Source organism: Herminiimonas glaciei, assembly GCF_042664955.1.
Taxonomy (GTDB): Bacteria; Pseudomonadota; Gammaproteobacteria; order Burkholderiales; family Burkholderiaceae_D; genus Oxalicibacterium; species Oxalicibacterium glaciei.
On record NZ_JBHTBU010000002.1, the window covers coordinates 626556 to 646291 of the forward strand.

Annotated in this window: 18 protein-coding genes; 9 read left to right on the forward strand and 9 right to left on the reverse strand. The window is 54.9% G+C overall.

Translation table 11 applies throughout. From position 1 onward, the window contains the following. The first annotated feature begins 10 nt into the window (after positions 1 to 10). Positions 11 to 634: a hypothetical protein gene (locus tag ACFQPC_RS13810; protein ID WP_382272462.1), complete on the forward strand. Its 624-nt coding sequence runs from the start codon at positions 11 to 13 to the stop codon at positions 632 to 634. 79 nt (positions 635 to 713) lie between these two features. Here the strand turns inward: ACFQPC_RS13810 and hpf are convergent, their stop codons facing one another. The 7 genes from hpf to ACFQPC_RS13845 form a co-directional block, all read right to left on the reverse strand. After that, positions 714 to 1067 (reverse strand): ribosome hibernation-promoting factor, HPF/YfiA family, encoded by a 354-nt coding sequence (gene hpf / locus ACFQPC_RS13815; RefSeq protein ID WP_012081196.1) that lies wholly within the window; start codon positions 1065 to 1067, stop codon positions 714 to 716. Between the two features lie 103 nt (positions 1068 to 1170). Continuing rightward, positions 1171 to 2643, reverse strand: coding sequence for an RNA polymerase factor sigma-54 (locus tag ACFQPC_RS13820; RefSeq protein WP_382272463.1), 1473 nt, complete (start codon positions 2641 to 2643; stop codon positions 1171 to 1173). Between the two features lie 18 nt (positions 2644 to 2661). Beyond that, positions 2662 to 3402 carry an LPS export ABC transporter ATP-binding protein gene (gene lptB / locus ACFQPC_RS13825; RefSeq protein ID WP_382272464.1) on the reverse strand — a complete coding sequence of 247 codons (741 nt, stop codon included), beginning with the start codon at positions 3400 to 3402 and terminating at the stop codon, positions 2662 to 2664. 1 nt (position 3403) lies between these two features. Beyond that, positions 3404 to 3958, reverse strand: coding sequence for a lipopolysaccharide transport periplasmic protein LptA (lptA, locus tag ACFQPC_RS13830; RefSeq protein ID WP_382272465.1), 555 nt, complete (start codon positions 3956 to 3958; stop codon positions 3404 to 3406). 45 nt (positions 3959 to 4003) lie between these two features. Beyond that, a complete protein-coding gene (lptC, locus tag ACFQPC_RS13835; protein WP_382272466.1) occupies positions 4004 to 4600 on the reverse strand; it encodes an LPS export ABC transporter periplasmic protein LptC in 597 nt (198 codons plus the stop codon). Then, positions 4597 to 5136: a KdsC family phosphatase gene (locus ACFQPC_RS13840; protein WP_382272467.1), complete on the reverse strand. Its 540-nt coding sequence runs from the start codon at positions 5134 to 5136 to the stop codon at positions 4597 to 4599. Before ACFQPC_RS13840 ends, lptC begins: the two co-directional genes overlap by 4 nt. After that, on the reverse strand, positions 5136 to 6164 hold the full coding sequence (locus ACFQPC_RS13845; protein ID WP_382272468.1) for a KpsF/GutQ family sugar-phosphate isomerase: 1029 nt from the start codon (positions 6162 to 6164) through the stop codon (positions 5136 to 5138). The genes ACFQPC_RS13840 and ACFQPC_RS13845 overlap by 1 nt, the downstream gene beginning before the upstream one ends. A 121-nt stretch (positions 6165 to 6285) precedes the next feature. On the opposite strand from ACFQPC_RS13845, the gene ACFQPC_RS13850 reads away from it, so the two are divergent. The 6 genes from ACFQPC_RS13850 (at position 6286) to ACFQPC_RS13875 (ending at position 13890) form a co-directional block, all read left to right on the forward strand. Further along, a complete protein-coding gene (locus tag ACFQPC_RS13850) occupies positions 6286 to 8274 on the forward strand; it encodes a monovalent cation:proton antiporter family protein (RefSeq protein ID WP_382272469.1) in 1989 nt (662 codons plus the stop codon). Positions 8275 to 8451: 177 nt separating this feature from the next. Next, positions 8452 to 9975, forward strand: coding sequence for a UbiA family prenyltransferase (locus ACFQPC_RS13855; RefSeq protein WP_382272470.1), 1524 nt, complete (start codon positions 8452 to 8454; stop codon positions 9973 to 9975). Next, complete coding sequence (locus ACFQPC_RS13860; RefSeq protein WP_382272471.1) at positions 9972 to 10349, forward strand: EamA family transporter; 378 nt, start codon at positions 9972 to 9974, stop codon at positions 10347 to 10349. The genes ACFQPC_RS13855 and ACFQPC_RS13860 overlap by 4 nt, the downstream gene beginning before the upstream one ends. Positions 10350 to 10365: 16 nt before the next feature. Continuing rightward, complete coding sequence (locus tag ACFQPC_RS13865) at positions 10366 to 11895, forward strand: ArnT family glycosyltransferase (RefSeq protein ID WP_382272472.1); 1530 nt, start codon at positions 10366 to 10368, stop codon at positions 11893 to 11895. Between the two features lie 97 nt (positions 11896 to 11992). Next, entirely contained in the window at positions 11993 to 12883 is an 891-nt protein-coding gene (locus tag ACFQPC_RS13870; RefSeq protein ID WP_382272473.1) for an alpha/beta hydrolase, read from the forward strand. A gap of 86 nt (positions 12884 to 12969) precedes the next feature. Then, on the forward strand, positions 12970 to 13890 hold the full coding sequence (locus ACFQPC_RS13875) for an AEC family transporter (protein ID WP_012081185.1): 921 nt from the start codon (positions 12970 to 12972) through the stop codon (positions 13888 to 13890). A 60-nt stretch (positions 13891 to 13950) separates the two neighbouring features. On the opposite strand, the gene uvrA is transcribed toward ACFQPC_RS13875, so the two are convergent. After that, positions 13951 to 16815 (reverse strand): excinuclease ABC subunit UvrA, encoded by a 2865-nt coding sequence (gene uvrA, locus ACFQPC_RS13880; protein WP_382272474.1) that lies wholly within the window; start codon positions 16813 to 16815, stop codon positions 13951 to 13953. 173 nt (positions 16816 to 16988) lie between these two features. On the opposite strand from uvrA, the gene ACFQPC_RS13885 reads away from it, so the two are divergent. Then, positions 16989 to 18182 (forward strand): MFS transporter, encoded by a 1194-nt coding sequence (locus ACFQPC_RS13885; RefSeq protein WP_382272948.1) that lies wholly within the window; start codon positions 16989 to 16991, stop codon positions 18180 to 18182. A 14-nt stretch (positions 18183 to 18196) separates the two neighbouring features. After that, a complete protein-coding gene (gene ssb, locus ACFQPC_RS13890) occupies positions 18197 to 18685 on the forward strand; it encodes a single-stranded DNA-binding protein (protein ID WP_382272475.1) in 489 nt (162 codons plus the stop codon). A 70-nt stretch (positions 18686 to 18755) separates the two neighbouring features. Here the strand turns inward: ssb and ACFQPC_RS13895 are convergent, their stop codons facing one another. After that, entirely contained in the window at positions 18756 to 19667 is a 912-nt protein-coding gene (locus ACFQPC_RS13895) for a LysR family transcriptional regulator (RefSeq protein WP_382272476.1), read from the reverse strand. Between the last annotated feature and the right edge of the window lie 69 nt (positions 19668 to 19736).

Consider the following 19736-nt stretch of genomic DNA (forward strand, 5'->3'; position numbering starts at 1 on the left):
GTCAAATGTAATGGCGCAATATTTCATGAAACTGGCGCGACGCCCTTGTGAGTTGTCGGCAGGCTTGCTTGCAGTGCTTGCACATATATTATTGGTCGTCTATTTCGCGACCGCGACGGTGGGTAATTCTGTTGCAGGGGCGATGACACAGCGCGTGGTGGACGTTGCATTGCAGGAGGGACGGGCGAGTATTCTTGCCGTTTCGCAGCAAACCTCGTCTGTTGTCAGGAAGAGTGTGGAAGTAGCACGGGAAGCAGTTGCGGCCGCGCCCATATTGCCGCATCTGCCTGACGCCAGCTTGCGCGGCCAACATTACTTTGCGTCAAGCGAGCTGACGCAAAAACCTTTGGTCGCGGTCGATATTCCGGAAAATTTTGCCTTACTGGTGCCGGGGGCACCTGATCAAGTGGCGGTTTTACGCTTGTTAATAAGTGAATACGGGGATGTCGACCAGGCGCTCATTGAAGATACTGTGGTGCCGCTTGATACGGAAGAGATATTGTCCGCCACTTTCAAGAAAGTAAAATTTCATCCCGGCGAAATCAATGGACGTACAGTCAAAAGCCAGCTCAGGATCGCAATCCGCCTGGGTGAAGAAGTCACTGCAGCCAGCAATGAAATAGGCCTGCGATGACGCAGCAAGCGGACACAAAAAAGGGCGCAATCTGCGCCCTTCATTTCATCCGGCCGATTTGCCCGGCCTTGCCTTTAGCTTAAGGCGTTACAGCGTCTGACGCATCCGGCAATCGTTTGATCGCATCGTGTTGATGGTCTTGCTGTTTGGTTTTGTATTTGATCACTTGTCGATCGAGCTTGTCGATCAGTGTATCAATGGCAGCGTATAAATTATCTGCGATACTTTCCGCGTGCAGATCCTTGCCTCTCACTCGCAAGTTAATTTCCGCCCTTTGGCGTTTTTCTTTCTCGGGAAGATTGTCTACAGTCAGGATGACTGCAATATCGATAACGTGATCAAAATGTCGTTTGATGCGCTCCAATTTACCTTGTACATATTCGCGGATGGCGGGGGTCAATTCGAGGTGATGTCCACTGATTGTGAGATTCATACAGTGCTCCTATGAAAGTCACTGGAGGTTATGCGCGTCTTGTTAAGTGACTACGCCGAACACAGCAACGTATAACTACAACAAAAACTACAAAGGACGATATCTACAACGACTTGCGCAGATTGACCGGTGGGATCTTCAGGGCTTCGCGGTATTTTGCTACTGTCCGTCGCGCTACCACCATGCCTTGTTCTGCCAGCATGTCGGCAATCTTGCTATCAGAGAATGGAATTTTCGGGTCTTCAGCTCCTATCAATTGTTTGATCAGTGCCCGTATCGCCGTCGACGAAGCTTCACCACCGGCTTCTGTTGCGACATGGCTGCCGAAAAAGTATTTCAATTCGAACATCCCGTGGGGAGTCAGCATGTACTTCTGGGTGGTTACACGTGAAATAGTACTCTCGTGTAGACCCAGTGTATCAGCTATTTCACGTAAAACAAGCGGTCTCATTGCGACCGCACCGTGCGAAAAGAAGTTCCTCTGACGTTCAACAATTGCCTCTGCGACACGCAGGATGGTGTCGAAGCGCTGACGCATATTCTTGATTAACCATTTTGCTTCTTGCAACTGGGAACCAAGCGATGCCTCGCCCTTGCTTTGCTTCAAAATGTTGGCATACATGCTATTAACGCGCAGCCGTGGCATCACGTCGTGGTTCAGCATGACTTGCCAGCCGCTACGGGTACGTTTGACGATGACGTCAGGCACCACATAGTCGGAAGCATCCGTTGCAAAAATGGAACCTGGATGCGGATTGCATTGCTTGATGATGGCTTGTGCTTCGCGCAAGTCTTCGTCATCGCAATCCAGTGCCTTGCGCAATTTGTTGAAGTCGCGCTGGGCGAATAGCGGCAAGTGATTTTCCACGATGGCGAGGGCCATGCGGCGGGTCACCATTGCCACTTTGGGCATACGTTTGATTTGCAGTGCCAGGCATTCGGCAGCATCACGCGCACCTACGCCCGGTGGATCGAAGCTCTGCAACATTTTGAGAGAGATCTGCAGTTCTTCCAGTTCGATCTCCAGCTCTTCCGGCAGGCGGGCATGGATTTCTTCCAGCTCTTCTTCCAGATAGCCATTGTCATTCAATGCATCAATGATTAACTCAAGCAGCGCACGGTCGCGGTGTTCGCGTACGGTAACGCGCATTTGTTCGAGCAGATGCTCACGCAAGGTTGTTTCATGCGCTTCGAGTTGCGGGCGGGCATCATCGTCCTCCGGGGCCTTGGAGGTGCGTGCTACATCGTCGAAACTCCATTCGCTGTCACCGCTTGACGCTTCCGGCAAATCGGGCGCGTCGGAGCCGCCTTCGCTATCCGGGGTTTGGGGGGTATTGGCTTCGATGCTGGCGCCTTCCGGCGTCGTGCCGCTGGCACCGATGGCACCGTCAGCCAGCAGGCGTACTGCATGATCCAGCGGATCATCGGTACGTTCCAGCATCGGGTTGTCGGCAAGAATCTGTTCCAGTTCCTGATGCAATTCAAGAGTCGATAACTGCAGCAGGCGGATCGATTGCTGCAGTTGTGGCGTAAGTGCCAGGTGTTGCGAGACTCGTAGTTGCAGGGATTGCTTCATAGATGTTTTTTCTTCCGCTTACATGCGGAAATGTTCACCTAAGTAGACGCGCCGTACCGATTCATTGGCGATGATGTCGTCCGGTCGTCCGCTGGCCAATACCGCACCCTGGTTAATGATGTAAGCGCGATCGCAGATGCCCAGTGTTTCGCGCACATTGTGATCGGTGATCAGCACGCCGATGCCACGTTCTTTGAGGAAACGCACAATGCGCTGGATTTCAATCACCGCGATAGGGTCGACACCTGCAAACGGTTCATCGAGCAGGACGAAACGCGGATTGGTCGCCAATGCACGGGCAATTTCGACCCGGCGGCGTTCACCACCGGATAGCGACATCGCCTGGTTTTCGCGCAGCTTTTCAATTTGCAAATCGGCCAGCAAGGTGTCCAGGCGCTGTTCCAGTTGCGACGAGTTCAATGCCTTGCCGTTGACGCGCTGCAATTCAAGCACAGCGCGGATATTGTCTTCGACGCTGAGCTTGCGGAAGACCGATGCTTCCTGCGGCAGGTAGGACAGGCCGAGTTGTGCGCGCTTGTGGATAGGCAGGCGCGAGATGTCGACGCCATCCAGTTCGATGCGGCCGGCATCAGACGGTACCAGGCCCACGATCATGTAGAAGGAAGTGGTCTTGCCGGCGCCGTTAGGGCCGAGCAAACCGATCACTTCGCCGCTTTCAACTTGCAATGCGACATCGCGCACAACCTGGCGCGCGCCATAGCTTTTCTGGAGTCCGTTAACGATCAGCTTGCTAGACATCTTATTTTGCCTTTGTATCTGCGGCACGCGGTTGGATTACGGCCTTGATGCGGCCGGCACCTTGTTTGCTGTCGCCGCTTGACGTGTTATGTACGGTAAAGAATTCAGCGCGTGTGTCGTAGGAGATGAATTCGCCTTCGACTTCATCGGTGGGCTTGCCGTTTTCCAGGCGACGCATGCGGGCCTTGGAAAACAACTTCATGATTTCGGCCTTGTCATCGTATTCAATGCGTTCAGCCTGGCCTTCTATCCATTGGTCCGGACCGCCATCGCGCTTTTGCTTGAAGTTAGCCAGCGTATCGGAGGAGCCGTATAGCGTGATGAATTGATAGCCGGCCGGGTCTTGCTTGACCACCATCTTGTTGGCTTTCATCAGGATGGTGCCGCGGGTTAACACGACATTGCCGGTGAAGGTGTTGATCTGCTTGATGTCGTCGTATTCCATTTTATTGGCTTCGACATTGGTGGGCTTGGTGGCATCGGCCTTTTCGGCAAAGGAGCCGACCGTTGTGCCCAAGCCGCAGAGAACCAGAAGTACGGAAAGGAAGCGTTTCATGAAAGTTCTCTAAATGAATGCGTCGGATAAAAATCGTCTATGCGCTTAGCGCGGATGTGCGGCTTGATACTGCGCATTAACATTGCTGGATAAATTGAATTCGCCGGTTGCATTATTGGCGAACATACCGCTGCCGTTCAATGTCGATGTGCCGACTTTGATATCGACATGCTTGGGCGTCTTCATGATCTCATCATCCGGCAGGATCAGCAGGTACGAGGTCTTGAGCTGGAAGTGCTGTGAGCCCGCTGCCGGTGGCCGGTCGATCAGGACGTTGTCATACATATGCACTTCGGTATTGTCCTTTTCCACCAGGGCGCGCTCCGAGCGGCTGACCATCGGTTGTCGCCCCTTGCTGAAGCTGTACATGACCGGCTTCTGGATCTGGTAGGAATTATCCAGTGGGTAATGCTTCATCTCGGTGCCGGTCAGGTTATAGCGTGCAGTGCCATCCTTGCCCATACGGACAAAATTGAATTTTTCTGCATAGAAGTCAGGTTCGCTGCGTTGTTTGGCCGGCAGTGTTTCGTCGGTTTGGCGACGCATGACTTCGACCAGCCAGAAACTGCCGAATGCCAATGCCGCACTGAGTGCAATCAGTACGACCAGGCGCACGGTGTTGGTGGGGCGCAGCGCTTTCATGCAAGATACGGCGCCAGTGCCGCCTCGTAGTTGCCTTGCGCGCGCAGGATGAAGTCACATAGTTCGCGTGCTGCTCCGCGGCCGCCGCCAGCCTGGGTCACATAATGCACGCGTGAACGTACTTCTGCATGGGCGTTCGGCACGCTGGCGGCAAAGCCGACGCGCATCAGAATCGGCAAATCGATGACGTCGTCGCCGATGAAGCCGCAGGCGTCTGCCGTGGTATTCGTTTGTGTTAACAGCTGTTCAAAGGCGCTGCGTTTGTCGTGTATGCCCTGGAACACATGGTGTATGCCGAGATCGCTGGCACGGCGCAGCACGATAGGTGACTGGCGTGCGCTGATGATCGCGGTCGAGACACCGGATTGCTGCAGTAATTTGATGCCATGCCCGTCGAGCACATTGAAGGTCTTGCTGATTTCGCCTTCCGGACCAAAGTGCAGGCTGCCATCGGTCAGTATGCCGTCCACGTCAAAAATCATCAGCCGCACATTGGCGGCACGTTGGCTGGCGACGGTGTCCTTGGGCGCGCTCATCAAATTACTTTCGCACGCGTCAGGTCATGGATGTGCAATGCGCCGACCAGTTTGCCGCCGGCATCGGTGACCAGCAACTGGTTGATGCGATAGGTTTCCATCATATCAACCGCGGCGACCGCCAATTGATCCGGATGAACGCTGCGTGGATTCGCGTGCATGACTTCAGCAATCGAGAGCTTGGAGAAATCCTGCTGGGTTTCAATCAGGCGGCGTAAGTCGCCATCGGTAAACACGCCAATGGCACGGCCTTCAGCATCGACTACCGCAGTCATCGCCATGCCTTTCTTGCTGCTTTCCAGCAGCGCAGCGTACAGCGTCGCGTCCTTGGCAACGGTAGGGATGGCTTCGCCGGTGCGCATTACATCGCGTACATGTGTCAACAAACGACGACCGAGGGCACCGCCCGGATGCGAGCGGGCGAAATCTTCTTCGCCAAAACCGCGCGCATCCAGCAGCGCCACGGCGAGCGCATCGCCGAGTGCTAGGGTGGCGGTGGTGCTGGCGGTCGGTGCCAGGTTGAGCGGGCAGGCTTCCTTGTCGATATGGACGTTCAAATGAACGTCAGCCTGTATCGCCAGGTTGGAAGCGTCGTTGCCGGTAATGGTAATCAGGCGTGCGCCCATGCGTTTGATGGTCGGCACGATGCCGAGTAATTCGCCGGCTTCGCCAGAATAAGAGATTCCGATCAGGACATCGTCGGCGGTAATCATGCCAAGGTCGCCATGCGATGCTTCCGCCGCGTGCACGAAGAAGGCCGGCGTACCGGTCGAAGCCAGTGTTGATGCTATTTTGCGTGCGATATGCCCGGATTTGCCGATGCCGGATACCACCACCCGGCCTTTGCAATTCAACAGCAGGGTGACGGCCTGGATGAATTGTTGGCTGGTCTTGCTGGTGATGCGTTCTTTTAGTGCGAGGATGGCGTCTGCTTCGATTTGCAGCGTGTCGCAAGCAAATTGCAAGGCGCGCGCGGTGCTTTGGGCATCAAAAGTTGCCGGTGGGTTTGGGGCATGGGATACACTCATGCTCGAAAGTATAAACGAATTCCTAAAGCAAAAAACCTGCCAGACGTAACAAAAGTGTGGTTTGATAGTTCTGTTCCGATTTGTCACCAAACCAGCACCTTACTTCAGTCGTTTCCTCACTATGCTTTCCCCATTAGAACTTACGCTACTCTTGCTTGCGGCTGCGGTATTGGGCGTGGTGGCCTTCCGCATGATGCACTTGCCGCCGATGCTGGGTTACCTGGTGGTGGGGATTTTGATCGGTCCGTATGCGCTCGGCTGGGCCGAAGATAATGCCACGACCCATGCCCTGGGCGAGTTTGGCGTGGTCTTCCTGATGTTTTCGATCGGCCTCGAGTTCTCCCTCTCCAAATTGCTTGCCATGCGGCGTACCGTATTCGGTCTCGGCATGGCGCAGGTCATGCTGACCATAGGTGCCACCATGGTGTTTGGCTGGCTGGTAGCGCATTTTTCCACACGGCTGAGTGCCATCAGCTGGCAAGCGGCATTGGCCATAGGTGGCGCCCTGGCCATGTCATCCACTGCGATTGTTTCCAAGCTGCTGACAGAGCGCCTGGAGCTGGAAAGCCAGCACGGGCGCCGGATTATCGGTATTTTGCTGTTCCAGGACCTGGCGGTGGTGCCTTTGCTGATCCTGATCCCGGCGCTGGCAAATCCGCGCGGCGACCTTGGTACGACCTTGTTGTGGGCCGCACTGAAGGCCGTGATCGTGTTGTTCCTCCTGTTGTTCATCGGGCATAAATTAATTCGCAGCTGGTTCCGTATCGTCGTCAAGCGTCGGTCTCAGGAATTGTTCATGCTGAACCTGTTGCTGATCACGCTGGGTGCCGCCTGGATTACTGAAATGGCCGGTTTGTCGCTGGCTTTGGGCGCTTTTGTCGCCGGCATGCTGATTTCCGAGACTGAATACAAGCACCAGGTGGAAGAGGACATCAAATCCTTCCGCGACGTCTTGCTCGGCTTGTTCTTCATTACGATCGGCATGTTGTTGAATGTGCGACTGGTGCTCGAGCACTGGTGGCTGGTTTTATTGCTATTGAGCGGCGTGGTTTTGTTGAAATTTGGTTTGATTGCTTTTCTGGCAAGGTGTTTCGGTGCGCCGGTCGGTGTGGCTTTGCGTACCGGCCTGGCCCTGGCGCAAGCCGGTGAATTCGGCTTTGTGCTGTTGAACCAGGTGGGCGGCTTGAATCTGGTCGAACCGCTGATTTTGCAACTGATACTGGCGTCCATGGTGCTGTCCATGCTGGCGGCACCGCTGATCATCGCCAAAGCCGATGCCATCGTGATGAAATTGTCGGCGAATGAATGGATGGTGCAATCATTGGCCTTGACCCAGATTGCAACGCGCACCATGGCGACGCAGCAGCACGTGATCATCGCCGGCTTCGGTCGCAGTGGGCAAAGCCTCGCCAAGTTGCTGGAGGCCGAAGGAATTACCTATCAGGCGCTGGATATGGATCCGGATCGGGTGAACGAGGCGCAGGCGGCCGGAGCCTTCGTATCTTACGGCGATGCCGGGCGGCGCGAAAGCCTGGTGGCAGCGGGTATTAATCGTGCGGCAGCGCTGGTCATTACTTATGCAAGTACGCCTTCAGCCTTGAAGGTTTTGCATCATATGCATGATCTGGCGCCCAATTTGCCGGTGATTGTGCGTAGCCATGACGATACCGACCTGGATAAATTGCGTGCAGCAGGTGCGTCAGAAGTGGTGCCGGAAGCAATGGAGGGCAGCCTGATGCTCGCTTCGCACGCGATGCTGACGCTGGGCGTGCCTCTGCGACGCGTAGTGCACCGGGTGCAAGCGGCACGCAGTGAACGTTATGCGACTTTACGCGGCTTCTTCCACGGCAGCAGTGATGTATCTGATACCGCCGATAGCATGCAGGTGCGCCTGCATTCGGTTCCTTTGGGAGAAACCTGCAAAGCGGTGGGCAAAACCCTGGAGGAGGCCGCCCTGCAAGAGCTGGACGTGGAAGTCACTGCCGTGCGGCGTGGCAAGGAACGGTTGACGGTAAGCCCGGAAATGGTGCTGATGGCAGGCGATACCATCGTCCTGCGCGGCGGTGCCGAGGAACTTGCGCGGGCCGAAACGCGTCTGCTGAAGTCTTGATGCTTGGTGTTTGTGGTTGACGGTATCCATCCGAAGACGGAAAATTGCCAACCCGCAATGAGCAAAGCCTTGATGGCATGCGGCGGGCAGGGCAGTGGCGCTGGAACTCCGGTCGTGGTGGTTTTTCGCCGGCGATTTCCCCTAGATTAAGTACATTTCTTGTCCCCAGGTGGTGATTTGAGCATTTCCCCCAGCAGTTTTCCTGATGCGTCCCTAGAATCGCCCGCTGTCGTGCGCGATTCCGCTGCGCCGTATTCTGCTGCATCTACTACTTCCAAGCTCCCACTCTATGTGGATCTCGACGGTACGCTGACTTATACCGACCTCCTGTTTGAATCGGTACTGCTGCTGATCAAACGCAATCCTTTCTATATTTTCCTTTGTGTGTTTTGGTTGCTGCAAGGGCGCGGCTACCTGAAGGCGCAAATCGCCAAGCGCATCACACTGGATGTCACCTTATTGCCTTACAACGCAGATCTGCTGGTTTTTTTGCGAGAACAGCATGCGGCCGGACGTCGTTTGATATTGGCCAGTGCTTCCGATCACCGTCTGGTGCAGGCGGTGGCCGATCATCTGGGTATTTTTTCTGCGGTGATGGGCAGCGACGAGGCGACCAACCTGAAGTCTGCGGCAAAGTTGCAGGCGATCGAAAAAGATAGTGCTGGTCGTGGTTTCGCTTACGCCGGCAATAGCTCGGCTGACCTGGCAGTATGGTCGCAGGCCACGGAAATGATTGTCGTGAATGCGTCAGCCACTATCACGGCACAAGCGCAGAAACTGAAAACACCGGCACTTGTCATCCCGCCCCGTCCATTTAAATTGCGCCTGGTACTCAAGGCTTTGCGCCTGCATCAATGGGCGAAGAATGCATTGCTGTTTGTGCCTTTACTGGCGGCGCATGAGCTGGGCGGCGAGCGCTGGCTGTCGACCTTGCTGGCTTTCGTCGCTTTCGGCATGTGTGCGTCGGCAACCTATATCGTGAACGACCTGTTCGACCTCGCGTCGGATCGCGCCCATCCGCGCAAGCAGGCGCGGCCCTTTGCGGCGGCGACCCTGACCATTCCTTTCGGTATCGCACTGATTGCGATCCTGCTGCCACTGTCCTTGTGGCTGGCGGCGGCGATTGATCCGGCTTACCTCGGCTTGATGCTCTTGTACATCGTTGTCACTTTGCTGTACTCGGCACGCCTGAAGCAGGTCGCGATCATTGATGTATTGGTACTGGCTTCGCTGTACACGCACCGAATCCTGGCCGGTGGCGTCGTCAGTGATGTATTGATTTCCAACTGGTTGCTGGCGGTGTCGCTGTTTATGTTCCTCAGCCTGGCACTGGTCAAGCGCTGCGCGGAACTGGAATTTATGAGTGGTGACGGCCATGTGTCATTGGCAGGGCGCGGTTACCGTACCAGCGATTTGTCCTACCTGATCTCGATGGGCATTGCCAGCGGTTTTGTCGCGGTAATGTTGCTGGCCTTGTATATAGACAGCCAGGTCGGAGGCGAGATGTATCCGCATGCAGAATGGTTGTGGCTGATATTGCCGGTAGTACTATTCTGGATCATGCGTTTATGGCTAAAAATTTCGCGTATGGAAATCCATGACGATCCACTACTGTTTGCAATCACTGATCGCACCAGCTGGGTGGTTGCGATAGTGATCGGCTGCATCGCGCTGGCTTCATCTTGGCCGGGCTTGGCATGAGTCAGATCGCGGCTTTGGGCTTGGCATTTTTTTGCGTGTGCCTGACGGCAATGGCGCAGGTCTTGCTGAAGATGGGCATGTCGACACCTGCAATCCAGCAGGCGCTGGCTGGCGATATGCGCTCGGTTTTTTGGCTGGCCTTGGGCAGCCCGCTGATTTGGGGCGGAATGTTTTGTTTCGGCGCAAGCGCCGGGTTGTGGCTGTTGGTGCTGGGCAAGCTGGAAGTCAGTATGGCTTATCCATTAATCTCGCTGGGCGTGGTGCTCACTACGATAGCCGGGATTTTTATATTGGGTGAGTCCGTCAGTATTTACAAGGTGCTGGGTGTGGCCTTGATCATTACAGGTGTCATTGTCCTGTCGGTAAAGAGTTAAGAATTAAGGAAGAGTAATGAATTTGAATTCAACGCGTTCGCTGTACGCTGGCGCAGATCCGGTACGCGCGCGACAGGTTTTCAAGTGGACGTTTGGCATTACGCTGCTGATCAAGCTGTGGCTGGCAGCCTATTTCCCGATGACCGGCGACGAAGCCTTCTTTTACCAATGGGGCGTTTTCCCGGATTGGGGTTATTCCGATCATCCGCCTATGGTCGGTTGGTTGCTGTTTGTCCTGAACAGTTTCTCCAGCCATCCTTTATCGCTGCGTTTCTTTACCGTGCTATTGTGGAGCCTGATCGCGCTCGGCCTGGTTGATCTGTTGCGTCGTATCTCGCCGTTCCAGGAGGGTGTCGCTTACTGGCTGGGAACCTTGTTCCTGGTACTGCCGTTTTCGTTGTTGCTGAACCTGGTTACCACCGATACACCGCTGATTTTCTTTATCTTCCTATCGGGTTATTGCTTCATACGCGGCACCATGTCGGAGAAGACGCTGTGGTATGTCGGCGCCGGCATTTTCCTCGGTTGCGCATTGTTGTCGAAGTACTTTGCCGGTTTGCTGGCCATCGCCTACTTCGTTTATCTGTGCCGTTCGCGTCGCGGCTGGCTGAACCTGATTATCATCGCCTTGTGCTCGGCACCGCTGTTTGCCATTACTGTCGCATTCAATGCGCATCACTGCTGGTCGAATGTGATGTTCAATATGATCAACCGTAATGAAAACGCGTCATGGTCGCTGTACACGGTGGGCGAATACGTGTTGATGATGATCTACCTGATCACGCCATGGGTGTTCTTAAAGTTGCTGCGCTCGGGTGGCATGATGGTGCAGCGTGGCGCGATTGTGGTGTTGTTCCTGGTGCCTTTCAGCCTGTTCCTTTTGCTGTCGATGGAAAAGACCATCGGTTTGCACTGGGTATTGGGTTTCATGCCTTTCCTGTTCCTGTTCATCGGAACCTGCAGCAGCGCCGAAGACTTGCGCAAGTACACCAAATGGACCGCATGGTTTGCCGTGCCGCACTTCCTGTTCCTGGCCGCCCTTATCTTGTTGCCGACCACGATGTGGAAGGATTACGCACTGCATGACGACATCATCTTCCACAAGGAAGCGAAGAATATCGTAGCCAAGTTGCGCAAGGATTTGCCGCCGGGCGCTACCATCATGGCACGTGCTTATACGCCTGCGGCTTTGCTGTCGTATCACGCCGACGAGTATTTGCCGACATTCGGGCAGGGCAAGTTCCACGCGCGCCAGGACGATTTGCTGATCGATTTCAAAAACTATGCGGGCAAGACCATCCGTATCTTTGATCGTCGTGCAATCAATCCGGCCGAGTTGGAGCCTTATTTCTCATCAGTGACGGTGCATACGATGCAGTTGGATGGCCTGACCTTCTGGTATGCAGATGGCAAGGACTTCAAATACGATGTCTACCGTGAGCGTATCCTGAAGACCGTGGCGAATCTGTATTACCGGATTCCGTCATTCTTGCCGGTATATGGCTGCGGTTTCCTCGAGCGCTACGATTTGCCTAAGCCGCAATAAACGAAATCTGGCGATGCCCCTGGTCGTTTTCTTGTCCAGGTAGTTGCAATATGGTCGTTCATGCAGTTCTCATTGGAAACAAGGAAGGCTGGCGACCATGAAGAAAAAGACGATCGTTTTCCTGACGGCCACCGCTCTGCTGGGTGGTTTGATCGGATGTGCTCCGCTGACGGTTATCAACGCAGTTACCAGTTCGCGTAGCTACGATAAGACGGCAGACATCGCTTTCGGTACGGATGCGCGGCAGCGGCTGGATGTGTATGTGCCGCATGGTCTGCAGGGTTTGGCACCGGTAGTCGTATTCTTTTATGGCGGCAGCTGGAATAACGGTAATCGCGCCGACTATGCCTTTATCGGCGAAGCGCTGGCATCCCGCGGGATCATCGCGGTGGTGGCGGATTACCGTGTGTATCCGCAAGTACGCTATCCCGATTTTATCGACGATGCGGCGCTAACGCTGGCCTGGACGGTGAAGGATATCCAGCGTTTTGGCGGTGATTCCAAACGGTTGTTCGTGATGGGACATAGCGCCGGTGCCTACAATGCGGCGATGGTTGCGCTGGACCAGCGCTGGCTGGCCAAACAGGGATTGACGCCCGTCATCTTGCGCGGCTGGATCGGATTGGCCGGGCCGTATGACTTTATCCCGATCGAAAACCCGGATGTAAAGCCGGTATTCTTTTTTCCGGACACGCCGCCAGAGTCGCAACCGATCAACCATGTCACGCGCGCCGCACCGCCGGCGCTATTGATTGCGTCGCACGATGACAAGATAGTTAATGCAGTGCGTAATACCGGTGGCATGGCGACCAAGTTGCGTGCTTCGGGCGTGGCCGTGACCGAGTTGTACTTTGATCGTACCAGCCACGCCACCCTGATTGCTGCAATGGCCTGGCCACTACGCGGTTTGGCGCCGGTATTGGATAATGTGGAACGTTTCGTTAAGTCTGACGCGGCACGTGAAAATTATGCAAGTCAGGAAAAATAGATTTTGCAGTAAGCTTTGCAGGATGTTGCCGGAGCTGGAGCAATCCATTCCGGCATTTTTCATGTAAATCATGACAGTTGGAAAAAATGGAAATATTTGAACGCATCCTCGGCATTATTTTGCCGGTTTTTATCATCATCGCGCTCGGCTACGGTTATGCCCGCCTGCGTGGAGAGTCCGTGCGTTCCGATATGACAGCCGTCAACCGCGTCAGCATGGATGTGCTGTGTCCCTTACTGGTATTTACCGCATTGGCGGCCAAGGATTTCGACCTCGCGCACAACGGCACACTGATCCTGGCCGGTGCATTGATTTCGCTGGGGTCGGGTTTGCTTGCGTGGCCGGTGGCCCGCATGTTCGGTTACGACGTGCGCAGCTTCGTGCCGCCGATGATGTATAACAATTGCGGCAATATGGGTTTGCCGCTGGCGATGCTGGCGTTTGGTGCATCGGCACTCGGTTCGGCTGTGGCCCTGTTCATGGCGTGCAACCTGGTCTACTTCTCGGTTGGTATCAAAATCATTGAGAGTGGTCGCAAGGGCCATGACGGCGTACATGTCTCACCGTGGAAATTCCTCGCCAATCCGATGATGATTTCGATGATCATCGGTATGGCCTTTGCGATTGTGCACGTGCCTTTGCCGGCCCCGTTATTCATGGCGATGAAGATGCTGGGCGATGCCTGTATCCCGCTGATGCTGTTTGCACTGGGTGTGCGCATGATGGACGTCAGCCTCAAGAGCTGGCATATCGGCCTGGTCGGTGCTGCGGTTTGTCCTATCGCCGGTTTGATCATTGCGTGGCTGCTGGATCACGTCTTCAGCCTCAATCCTGAGCAACGCGGCCAGATGTTCCTGTTCGCTTCCTTGCCGCCGGCAGTGTTTTGCTTCATGGTGGCTGAGCAGTACAAACAGGAGCCGGACAAGGTGGCTTCCATCGTTTTGCTTGGCAACGTCGCGGCTTTGATCTTCGTGCCTATTGGTTTGTGGATGGGCTTGCCCAACTAAACCGTAGCGACGTAAAAAAGGGCGAACCATGGTTCGCCCTTTTTGTTGCGGCTTAAGGAGTTAAGCCGCCGATTTCTTTTGCTTGAGCAACGGTGCCAGATACTTGCCGGTAAAGCTGGCAGGATTCTTCGCCAGGTCTTCCGGTGTGCCTGCGCCTATCACCTGGCCACCACCGGCGCCACCTTCCGGTCCCATATCGACCAGCCAGTCGGCTGTCTTGATCACGTCCAGATTGTGTTCAATGATGACGACGGTATTGCCCTGGTCGCGCAGCCTGTGTATGACCTTCAGCAGCAAATCGATATCGTGGAAGTGCAGGCCGGTAGTCGGCTCATCCAGGATATACAAAGTACGGCCGGTATCGCGCTTCGACAATTCCAGCGACAGTTTGACGCGCTGTGCTTCGCCGCCGGACAGCGTGGTCGCACTTTGCCCGAGGCGGATATAGCCGAGACCGACATCCAGCAAGGTCTGCAGTTTGCGTGCGATGACAGGAACCGGTTTGAAGAAGACGTGTGCTTCTTCCACCGTCATGCCCAGCACTTCGGTAATGTTCTTGCCCTTGTACTGGATCTCCAGCGTTTCGCGGTTGTAGCGATTGCCGTGGCAAACGTCGCAGGGGACGTAGACGTCCGGCAGGAAGTGCATCTCAACCTTGATCACGCCATCACCCTGGCAGGCTTCGCAACGTCCGCCCTTGACGTTGAACGAGAAACGCCCGGCGGAATAACCGCGTTCCTTCGAGGTCGGTACCGTGGCGAACAGATCGCGTATCGGTGTGAACAAGCCGGTATAGGTGGCCGGATTCGAGCGTGGTGTACGACCGATAGGGGCCTGGTCGACTGAAATGACTTTGTCGAAATGCTCGAAGCCGCTGATCGAATCATGCGGTGCCGGTTCGGCCTGTGAGCCATACAGGTGGCGCGAAGCGGCGTGGTACAGCGTATCGTTGACCAGTGTAGACTTGCCCGAGCCGGAGACGCCGGTTACGCAGGTCAGCAAGCCGACCGGCAATTCCAGTGTGACGTTTTTCAGGTTGTTGCCGGTGGCGCCGGTAATCACAAATTGTTTCTTCGGATTTGGTGGCGTGCGTTTTTTCGGCACGGCAATTCCGAGCGTGCCGTTCAGGTATTGCGCAGTCAGTGACTTCTTGCTTTTCAGGATGTCTTTCAACGTCCCTTCGGCGATGACTTCGCCGCCGTGCACACCCGCGCCTATGCCCATATCGACTACATAGTCGGCACAGCGGATCGCATCTTCATCATGCTCAACCACCAGCACGCTATTGCCGATGTCGCGCAAATGCTTGAGGGTTTCGATCAGTCGGTCATTGTCGCGCTGATGCAAACCGATGGACGGTTCATCCAATACATACATGACGCCGGTCAGACCGGAACCGATTTGCGAGGCGAGGCGGATACGCTGTGCTTCGCCGCCGGACAGGGTGTCCGCGCTGCGTTCCAGCGACAGGTAGTCGAGGCCGACGTTGTTGAGGAATTTCAGGCGCGAGACGATTTCCTTGATGATGCGGTCGGCGATTTCTTTCTTCGCGCCGGTCAGCACCAGGGTTTCAAAGAATTCCAGGGTCTGGCGCAAAGGCGTCGCCGCAACTTCAAAAATCGCGCGCTTTTGTTTGCCACTGCCAACCATCACATTACGTGCTTCAACACGCAAGCGCGCGCCCTGGCAGCTTGGGCATTCTTTTTCGTTGATGAACTTGGCCAGCTCTTCCTTTACTGCCATCGAATCGGTTTCGCGATAACGACGTTGCAGGTTGTTGACCACGCCTTCAAAGGTGTGTTCGCGGATGACGGTGCGGCCTTTTTCATTCACATATGTGAATGGAATGTTTTGCTTGCCGGAGCCGAACAGGACGGCTTGCTGCGCGGCTTCCGGCAGCTTTTCGAACGGCATATCGATGTCGAAGCCGTAGTACTCGGCCAGGTTCGACAACATCTGGAAGTAAAACTGATTGCGTCGGTCCCAGCCTTTGACTGCGCCGCTGGCGAGGGAAAGGTTGGGGAAGGCGACGATGCGTTTCGGATCGAAGAACTCGATATGACCGAGGCCGTCGCATTCCGGGCAAGCGCCCATCGGGTTATTGAAAGAGAACAGGCGCGGCTCCAGTTCCTGCAGCGAATAGCCGCAAACCGGGCAGGCGAATTTGTTTGAATACAAATGCTCGACGCCGCTATCCATTTCCAGAACCAGAGCACGGCCTTCTGCGAGGCGCAGCGCCGTTTCAAAACTTTCTGCGAGGCGTTGCTTGATATCGGCTTTTACCTTGATGCGGTCAATCACCACATCGATCGTGTGTTTTTCCGCTTTCTTCAGCTTCGGCAAAGCGTCGACATCGTAGATGTGCGCATTATTGGTGCCGCTCTGCACGCGGAAACGTACGAAGCCTTGCGCCTGCATCTGTTCGAACAGGTCGACGTGCTCGCCTTTGCGATTCGCCACCACCGGTGCCATGATCATCAGCTTGGTGTCTTCCGGCATGGCCAGCACGGCATCGACCATTTGCGATACCGATTGTGCGGCCAGCGGGTTTTCCGGATGGTCGGGGCAGTATGGTGTACCGACGCGGGCATATAGCAAACGCAGGTAATCGTGGATCTCGGTGACGGTGCCGACGGTGGAGCGCGGATTATGCGAAGTCGCTTTTTGCTCGATCGAGATGGCAGGTGACAGGCCTTCGATCAGGTCGACGTCCGGTTTCTCCATCAACTGCAAAAACTGGCGTGCGTAAGCCGACAGCGATTCGACGTAACGACGCTGGCCTTCCGCATACAGCGTATCGAAGGCGAGCGACGACTTGCCGGAGCCGGACAGGCCGGTGATCACGATCAGCTTATTGCGTGGCAAATCCAGATTGATGTTCTTGAGGTTGTGCGTACGCGCACCTCGGATACGAATCTCGTCCATTAACTCTTTCAGCTAGGCTTTTCCGATGTCCGCGCCCCTTTTTGAGGTTCGCGAGCGGGTTAAAACGGGTCAACCTGCTACTATAGCGGGTTTTAAAGCTGGCCGTAAAACCAGTTATTCCCTATTTCCAGTAATACATGTCCTACGATTCCTCAAACGACCTCAGTACCGGCATGACCCGCACGGAAATCCGCGCCAGCACTTCGCTTGCGTCGATTTTTGCATTGCGGATGCTGGGCTTGTTCCTGATCCTGCCGGTGTTTGCCGTTCATGCAAAAACCCTGCCGGGCGGCGAAAGTGCAACCCTGGTCGGTTTGGCCATGGGGATTTACGGTTTGACACAGTCTTTCGGGCAAATCCCGTTCGGGATTGCCTCCGACAAATATGGCCGCAAGCGCATCATTGTTATCGGATTGATCTTGTTTGCGCTGGGCTCCTTCATTGCCGCCGCGGCCGATAATATTATTTGGGTCATCATAGGGCGCGCGGTGCAGGGGGCCGGTGCGATCTCGGCTGCTGTAACGGCTTTTATCGCCGATTCGACTAGGGAAGAGCATAGGACCAAGGCGATGGCGATGGTGGGTGGCTCGATCGGCCTGACTTTCGCCGCTTCGCTGATACTTTCGCCCTTGTTGTACGAGTGGATAGGAATGGGAGGCATCTTTGCGCTGACCGGGATTTTGTCGGTATTGGCAATTTTTGTTGTTATATACATAGTGCCGGCCGCGCCCAGCCTGCCGCCGGCGCAGGTGTCGATACGCGAGATATTGGCGCATGGCGAGCTGATGCGCCTGAATTTTGGTGTGTTTGCACTGCATTTGACGCAAATGGCGATGTTTGTCGTGGTACCGTCTGCGCTGATCCAGTTCGCGCAATTGCCGCTGGCCGAGCACTGGAAGATTTACTTGCCGGTCGTCATTGCTTCTTTTGTGCTGATGTTGCCGCCTATCTTCATCGGTGAAAAGCGTGGCAAATCGAAACAGGTATTTGTAGCAGCGATTGCTTTATTATTACTGGTCCAGGTCGGCATGTGGCTGGTCTTGTCGCAAACGCAGGTGCACTGGACCTGGCTGGTCGGTTTATTGCTGGCTTTCTTTGTCGCCTTCAATATCCTCGAAGCCAGCCAACCATCGCTGGTGTCGCGTATCGCGCCGCCGGGCAGCAAGGGCGCGGCATTGGGTGTCTATAACACGCTGCAGGCCCTGGGCCTGTTCTGTGGCGGGGCTCTGGGCGGATGGCTGACGCAGCACGTTGGTGGTGCTTCCGTCTTTGTTTTGGGCTCTGCTTTGTGTGTCGTGTGGCTTATAATTGCGGCCAATATGAAAAACTTACCGCGCCGTGGCCAGGTTCAGGCTGCAGTCGTTTAATCGGAGAAATAGCAATGGCATCAGTTAATAAAGTCATCATCGTCGGCAACCTGGGACGCGATCCCGAAACACGTTACATGCCGAATGGCGAAGCAGTGACCAATGTTGCCGTAGCAACCACCGAAAGCTGGAAAGATAAAAACAGCGGTGACAAAAAAGAAATCACCGAATGGCATCGCATTACCTTTTATCGCAAACTGGCTGAAATCGCCGGCCAATACCTGAAAAAAGGTTCGGCAGTGTATGTCGAAGGTCGTTTGCAAACACGTAAGTGGACCGATAAAGACGGTGTTGAGCGTTACACAACCGAAATCATCGCCGACACCATGCAAATGCTGGGCGGTCGTCCGGGAGCAGGCGGTGCTAGCGCCGGTATGGATGACGATTACGGCAGCAGCGCACCGGCACCGCGCCAAAGCTCAGGTGGCGGCAATGCACGCCCGGCAGCGAAGCCGGCAGCAGCGTCGAATTTCAACGATATGGATGACGACATTCCGTTCTAATTCGTAACTGGTTCCGTAAGTAAAAAAAGCCTGTCAGATTCATATCTGACAGGCTTTTTTTATTCTCCACTCACTGCATCGACCTTAATCGCGCCGACATGTATTGCAACATTTTATTGGCGGCGCTTGATAGCTTGCGGCCGCTGCGTGTAATTAAATGCGCCTCGGCATTTTCCATGATGGGGTGCTTGACCGGAATAGTGAATAACTCTCCGGAAGCAAGTTCGCTGCTAACGACGAAGGATGGCAAAAAAGTCACGCCCATTTGCAAGCGGACAAACTGCCGCAGAATGTAGAAGGAATTGGTCGTCAGCTTGGGCCTGAGGCGGATTTGTTCAGTTTGTTCAACCAGTTGCAGGATCTGGCGCAGGCCGAAGGTCGTGTGATTAAGCGCCATCGGATACGGCAGGAAGTCCTTGATTTCAAACGGGCCTGGCTTGTGCAATAAGGGGAAATCCGGGCCGACCACGGCGTAGATCGGTTGCCGGCTGTACTTGCGTGAGACGATCTTATTGTCGGGAGGCGGGTTCATAATCAGGCCCATATCGGCCTCATCTTCGCTGACCCTGCGCATGATCTCATTGGTGCCGCCGACATCGAGCACGACTGAAATATCCTTATAGTCCGCGCCAAATTTCGCCAATGGCCCGGCCATCATGTCGGACACAAATCCTTCCCCCAGGACAATGCGAATAGTGCCCTTCCGCAGGCCGCGGAGTTCTTGCAGTTCAGCCAGGACATCTGCTTTATGGGAGTGCTGTTCACGGAAATATTGCGACAAGAGCCTGCCTGCTTCAGTCGGCTTGATGCCTCTTGTGTGACGTTCAATGAGGGCTATCCCGAGTTCTTCTTCGAGCAGCGCGACTTGCCGGCTTACTGCCGACGGCGCTATGTTGAGTGCATCTGCGGCCGCGCGCATGGTGCCACGCTGGATCGACTCGAACAGATAAACAAGACGTGCTTCATTCAGTGTTTCGTACATACCGTCGACTTTCGCATTCTAATAATTAGAATGGATTTGATGATCCATTGCAATTCATTATAGATCAGA